This window comes from Hypnocyclicus thermotrophus (genome assembly GCF_004365575.1).
GTDB classification, from domain to species: Bacteria; Fusobacteriota; Fusobacteriia; order Fusobacteriales; family Fusobacteriaceae; genus Hypnocyclicus; species Hypnocyclicus thermotrophus.
Window position 1 is genome coordinate 1 of record NZ_SOBG01000014.1, and the last position, 6,813, is coordinate 6,813.

The 6,813-nt window shown below is 25.1% G+C and carries 7 protein-coding genes and 1 pseudogene; all 8 read right to left on the reverse strand.

All coding sequences use genetic code 11. The features are described from left to right. Positions 1 to 254 (reverse strand): annotated as a pseudogene (locus tag EV215_RS10310) (hypothetical protein); the annotation flags it as partial. A gap of 12 nt (positions 255 to 266) precedes the next feature. Beyond that, positions 267 to 1,247, reverse strand: coding sequence for a tyrosine-type recombinase/integrase (locus EV215_RS10315; protein WP_134113933.1), 981 nt, complete (start codon positions 1,245 to 1,247; stop codon positions 267 to 269). Positions 1,248 to 1,256: 9 nt separating this feature from the next. Continuing rightward, positions 1,257 to 1,973: a PHP domain-containing protein gene (locus tag EV215_RS10320; RefSeq protein ID WP_134113934.1), complete on the reverse strand. Its 717-nt coding sequence runs from the start codon at positions 1,971 to 1,973 to the stop codon at positions 1,257 to 1,259. A gap of 77 nt (positions 1,974 to 2,050) precedes the next feature. Continuing rightward, on the reverse strand, positions 2,051 to 2,761 hold the full coding sequence (locus tag EV215_RS10325; protein WP_243832421.1) for an ABC transporter ATP-binding protein: 711 nt from the start codon (positions 2,759 to 2,761) through the stop codon (positions 2,051 to 2,053). After that, positions 2,757 to 3,533 carry an ABC transporter ATP-binding protein gene (locus EV215_RS10330; RefSeq protein ID WP_134113936.1) on the reverse strand — a complete coding sequence of 259 codons (777 nt, stop codon included), beginning with the start codon at positions 3,531 to 3,533 and terminating at the stop codon, positions 2,757 to 2,759. Before EV215_RS10330 ends, EV215_RS10325 begins: the two co-directional genes overlap by 5 nt. Continuing rightward, positions 3,526 to 4,383: a branched-chain amino acid ABC transporter permease gene (locus EV215_RS10335; protein WP_134113937.1), complete on the reverse strand. Its 858-nt coding sequence runs from the start codon at positions 4,381 to 4,383 to the stop codon at positions 3,526 to 3,528. The genes EV215_RS10330 and EV215_RS10335 overlap by 8 nt, the downstream gene beginning before the upstream one ends. Before the next feature lie 9 nt (positions 4,384 to 4,392). Next, entirely contained in the window at positions 4,393 to 5,502 is a 1,110-nt protein-coding gene (locus EV215_RS10340) for a branched-chain amino acid ABC transporter permease (RefSeq protein ID WP_134113938.1), read from the reverse strand. 80 nt (positions 5,503 to 5,582) lie between these two features. Further along, on the reverse strand, positions 5,583 to 6,698 hold the full coding sequence (locus EV215_RS10345; protein ID WP_134113939.1) for an ABC transporter substrate-binding protein: 1,116 nt from the start codon (positions 6,696 to 6,698) through the stop codon (positions 5,583 to 5,585). Between the last annotated feature and the right edge of the window lie 115 nt (positions 6,699 to 6,813).

Sequence of the window (6,813 nt, forward strand, 5' to 3'; positions counted from 1 at the left end):
CCTTTTTTTATTTCTCCTTCATATCTTAAAATTCCATTTATATATATTTTTCCTCTTCCTTCTGGATAGCCATTTTTAAATTCTCCTTCATATACTAGCTGCCCTTTTTTGTTATATATTTTACCTTCTCCATTTGGGATACCATATTTTATTTCTCCAGAATACATTAATTCTCCAGTATTATAATATATTTCATTTGAAAATATATTTATAGAAATAAATAATATTAATAATACAAATATTTTTTTAAACATGATAGTTTCTCTCTACTTTCTTATTTTAGGTAATCTATTTAATGCTTTTTTCTCTAAAATTCCTTTAGCATTAATATATATTTCTGTAACTTTTGTATCTGAGTGTCCTAAAAAATCTCTTATTTCCAATACATCTGCTCCTTGAAGAGATAATTCAGTTGCAACTGAATGTCGAATATTATGTGGACTAATATTTTTATTTGCTAATTTCCCTATATCTTTAATTATTTTATATAGATTATTATAACTCATTTTTTTGTTAGTTATAAAATTTGTAGGAAATATATAATATTCATTCATTTCATCTTCTTTTAAATTATATATATTTTTTATATATTTTTTATATTTCATAATTTCATTATAACAATCTTCAAATAATGGTTTGTACTGTATTTTCCCGCTTTTAGTTTTTTCAAGCTTTAAAACTTTTTCATTATTTCTAGTAATTATATTATTATATTTAAGATTTAATAATTCACTACTACGCATCCCTGTATAAAATAAAGTATAAAGAATAGTATAATTTCTATAACTAATATCATCTTTTTTTTCAAAATTGATAAGTATTGTTTGAATTTCTTCAAAAGATATTTTTAATATATTGTCTAAATTATATGCATTATGTTTCATAGAAGGAATAAATTTAAATGGATTATTTGCACCTTTTTTTTCGAGTTCTTTATAAAGACTTTTTAAAGAAAAAATTATTTTATTAATAGAACTATTTTTTAATTTTTTTTCAACAACTAAATGTTTGATATATTCTTCTACATCATCTTTATCAACGTTTACCATTAATTCAATAATTTCATTTTGAGAATTAAAATTTACATTTTCATATGTAAATTCTAAAAATTTTTTTAAATAAAACATATAATCTTTTATAGTTTTTTCAGATTTATATATTGAAAAAAGAGAACTATCTATTTTTTCATTATTTTTTTTTTTCTTTTTACGTAGTATAATATTATTTTCAACATTTATTATTTCCATGATTCACCTCTATTTATGCAAATTTATAAATTCCTCTACTTTATTTATAGATGTATTAATTATCATTTTAGTATTTAAATTAACTTTATTAATTATTTTATATACTTCTTGAAAATTCCCTAAAAAACTTGAATGATGGGCATCGCTTCCCAAAGAAATAAACGTGTTATATTTTTTACATAATTCAGCTATTTCATAACAATTTTTTTCTGAACCTAATCTACTTGTAGTAAGAGAACTATTATTAAATTCAATTGCTACATTGTATTCAGAAGCTATTTTTATCACCTCTTCATAATGTACTTTATAACTTGGGTTTCCTAAATGCGATATGATGGTTAATTCTTTATTTTTTATAGCATTTATTAGAGCTATTGTATTTTTTTCTATATTTTTACCATCACCATAAGGAGTTCCTTTATGAAATCCACATAATTTTATTTCTATTAAATCGTAATATTTTTTAGGTAAATCAGTATCTCCGTTTTCACTTATTATATTCGCTTCAATACCTTTAAATAATCGAATTCCATTAATATATTTATCAAAAATTTTTAAATTTCCAAAATGATAATCATGAGGACTATCCGGAGCCATACTTCCATGATTAGTTAAAGCAAATCCTAATAATTTTTTATCTTTAGCAGTTTGAATTAATTCATTTAAAGTACTATACGCATGTGTCGATACATTTGAATGAACATGTAAATCTATTAAATATTTCATTTTTCACCTCTTTTATACATTATACAATATAATTCTTATATATAAAAGAAAAAAAGATAGCTTTTGCTATCTTTTTACTAACCTAAATATGCTTCTCTTACTGCTTCATCATGAAGAAGGTTTTTTGCATTTCCACTTTTTATAATATTACCAGTTTCTAAAATATATGCTCTATCTGATATTTTTAAAGCCATATTAGCATTTTGTTCTACTATTAGTATTGTTATTCCCATTTCTTTATTTATTTCTTGAACAATATTAAAAACTTCTTGAATTAATAACGGTGCTAATCCCATTGAAGGTTCATCTAAAAGTAAAAGCTTTGGTGATGCCATTAATGCTCTTCCCATTGCAAGCATTTGTTGTTCACCACCACTTAAAGTTCCAGCTAATTGAGTTTTTCTTTCATATAATCTAGGAAATCTATTAAAAACTTTCTCCATATCTTTTTCAACTTCTTTTTTATTTGTTTTTAAATATGCACCTAATTCTAAATTTTCTAATACTGTAAGATTTGCAAAAACTCTTCTTCCTTCTGGAACCTGTATAAGACCTCGTTTTACAATTTCAGTTGTTGATAAATTTGTAATCTCTTCTCCTTCAAAAAACATTTTTCCACTAGAAGGGATAATTAATTTAGATATTGAATGTAATGTAGAAGTTTTCCCAGCACCATTTGCTCCTATTAAACAAATAATCTCTCCTTTATTTATTTCAATATTTAAATCTTTTATTGCATGTATATTTCCATAATGAACATTTAAATTTTCTACTTTTAACATATTAATCCTCCTCAACTTCACCCAAGTATGCTTCAATAACTTTTTTATTATTTTTAATTTTTTCTGGAGTATCTAAAGCAATTATTTTACCATAATCTAAAACTGCGATTCTTTCACATAATGACATAACAAATTTCATATCATGTTCAATTAAAAGAATTGATATATCAAAATCATTTTTTACTTTTTTAATTAAATCCATTAATTCTGTAGTTTCTTGTGGATTCATTCCAGCTGCAGGTTCATCTAAAAGTAATAATTTAGGATTAGTTGCAAGCGCTCTTACAATTTCTAGTTTTCTTTGTTCACCATACGGTAAACTATGAGCGGGTAAATCCATTTTTTTTAGTAACCCAAATCTATCTAATAATTCTTCTGCTTCTTTTCTTACTCTTATTTCTTCTTTATAAAATTTTTTAGTTCTAAATATCGAATCAAAAATACCATAATCGGTATTAAAAATTTTTGCTACTCTAACATTATCTAGTACACTCAAATCTTTAAAGAGTCTAATATTTTGAAATGTTCTTGCCATTCCTTTTTCTGTAATTCTATAAGGTTTTTGTCCTGTAATATCTTCTCCTAATAATTTTATATATCCTGATGTAGGTTCATATACACCTGTTAATAAATTAAAAAAAGTAGTTTTCCCTGCACCGTTTGGTCCAATCAAACCGATAAGTTCATCTTTTTTTATATTTAAATTAATTGTATCAACAGCAGTTAATCCTCCGAATTGTTTTGTCACTTCATGTACTTCTAATAACAATTTAAACACCTCTTTTCTTTTTGAAAGAAATGAAATCAGTGATTTCTTTTTTTCCTAAAATACCATTTGGTCTAACTAACATTAAAATAATTAACATTAACGGATAAACTAACATTCTATATTCAGAAAATTCTCTTAATAATTCTGATATAGAAGTTAAAGCAATGGCTGCTAAAATAGAGCCTGTGATACTTCCACTTCCACCTAAAACAACCATTAATAATATATCAACAGTTTTATATAAATTAAAATTATCTGGTTTTACATATTGAATAAGATGAGCATACAATCCTCCAGCTAATCCTGCAAAAAGTGAACCAATTATAAAAGCTTTTATTTTATATCTTGTAATATTAACTCCCATTGATTCTGCAGCAATTTCATTTTCTCTAATAGAAAGTAATGCTCTACCTTCTGCAGATAATGCTATATTTGTAATAACTATTACTGTTACAATTGCAAAACCTAATCCTATTAAAAAGCCATTTAACCCTTTAATACCTGGTATTCCAGGATATCCTTTTGCACCTCCAGTAATTGTCATGTTTAATATTATAATTCTTATTATTTCTCCAAATCCTAATGTAACAATTGCTAAATAATCTCCCTTTAATCTTAAAGTTGGAAATCCTATTAAAAATCCAAAAAATCCAGCCAAGATAGCTCCGATTATAACAGATATAAATATTGGAAAATTATATTGAGTAGTTAAAATAGCACTTGTATATGCTCCGATTGCCATAAATCCTGCATGTCCTAAAGATAAATATCCCATTAATCCATTAATCACATTTAAACTAACTGCTAATATTATATTTATAGTAATTAATGTCATTATAAGTAATATGTATTGTTCCATAATACCCTCCTATACTTTTTCTTTTACATTTTTTCCAAAAATTCCACTTGGTTTTATTAATAATATTACAATTAAAATAGCAAATGCAATAGCATCTCTATAAGTCGAAGAAATATAACCAACAACTAAAGATTCAGATATTCCCATTATTAATCCTCCAATAACAGCCCCCGGAATACTTCCGATTCCACCTAAAACAGCTGCTACAAATGCTTTAATTCCAGGCATCATTCCCATTAATGGATCAATTTTATTAAATCTCATTCCTATTAAAATCCCTGCTGCTGCTGCTAATGCAGAACCAATCGCAAATGTAAAAGAAATTATTTTATTTACATCTATCCCCATTAATTCAGCAGTGCTTTTATCAAAAGAAACTGCTCTCATTGCTTTTCCTACTTTTGTATAATGAACTATTATTTCTAATAAAATCATTAATATGATTGAAACAAAAATAATAATAATTTGATGATTTGAAATTAAAATATTATCAGTAATATTATAAAATTTACTTGGAATTAATTGAGGGAAAGCTTTTGGATCACCACCAAATATTTTTATACCAGCATTTTGAATAAAAATAGAAACTCCAAGTGCTGTTAATAATACAGAAATTCTTGAAGCATTTCTTAAAGGCTTATATGCTAGTTTTTCTATAATAATACCAACTAATGCAGTTAAAAACATAGATACAATTAATAATAATAAAAATATTATAATAGAATTCGAATTTATAAACTCACTCATATGTTTTAATCCTTTTGCTTGTTCAACAGCAACATTTGTAATTGATTTTCTAAAATTGCTATCTTTAATAATACCAAACTCATTAAAATTATTTGCAATATATTTCATTAATAATTTTGGATTTTGACTTATTATTTCTTGTTTATCTAAAAAGTTTACTGCTATTTTAGAATTTACAGCATATTTTTTTGCAAGTCCTAAAACAAATGTCATTCTAAAAAAATAATAACCAATATAAGTACCAATCATATAAATTTCACCATGAGCAAAATTTATTAATTTTAATATACCATAAACCATTGTGTACCCTAATGCAATTAGTGCATAAATAGAACCTAAAGAAAGTCCATTTATTAATTGTTGTATAAACATAATACCTCCTTAAATCTCTTAAATAAATTAAACGCACCACAAAGTTAACTGTGGTGCGAAACTTTATAAATTAAAATGAATTATTTTGGATCTACAGTAGTTTCATATATGAAAGCACCATTTTCAGCTTTTAAAATAAACGCTGATTTTTTTGCATTTCTATTCTCATCTAACGAAATTACTCCAGTTACACCTTTATAATTTTTAGTAGAATTAATTGCATTTTTTATTTTTACTTTATCTAAAGAGCCCGCTTTTTTAATTGCTTCAGCCATAATATAAGCAGCATCATATCCTAAAGCTGATAATGGACTTGGATCTTCAAAAAATTCATTAAAATAATTATTTATAAAATTTTGTACTTGTTTATCTTCACTTTCTTTTGAAAAATGTGTTGATACATATGAACCATTTACGCTTGTACCACCAATTTCAAATAATTTAGAATTATCCCATCCATCTCCACCTAAAAATACAGCTTTAATTCCTAAATCTCTAGCTTGTTTTACTATCAATGCAACTTCATTATAATATCCAGGTAAAAATATAACATCTGTATCCATATTTTTAATTTTAGTTAATTGTGAACTAAAATCTATATCCCCAGTAACATAATTGATTACATCTACTACTTTCCCACCGTTTTCATTAAAAGTTTTTTCAAATTCAAGAGCTAAACCTTCACTATAATCATCAGCTGCATTTTTCATTATAATAGATTTTTTTGCTTTTAGGTTATCATAAGCAAAATTAGCCATAACTTCACCTTGGAAAGGGTCTATAAAACAAGTTCTGGAAATATAATCTCCAAACGTAGTAACTTTTATATTTGTAGCAGTTGGTGTTAACATTGGTATTTTATATTCTTGTGCAATCGGAGCAATAGCCATAGTGTTTCCGCTTGTTACTCCACCTAATATTACATCTACTTTATTAACAGTTATTAATTTTTTAATAGCTGCTACTGATTCAGCTGAATCTCCCTTGTTATCTTCTTTTATTAAAACAAGTTTCATTCCATTTATTCCACCTTTTGCATTTATTTCTTTTACTGCTAAATCATATCCATTAACAGTTGTTTGCCCATAAAGTGCTAAAGGACCAGATAATGGTGCTATAACTCCTATTTTAATATCTTTACCAAAACTCATAACTGACAATATTAGTCCTAATACAATCAACATCAATTTTTTCATAAATTTATTCCTCCTTTATATTTTATTATGAAATAATTGTACCACTTTATTGATACTAAGTCAATGAAATTATATCAATGATAATTATATATTATATATATATTGTCGTTTATTT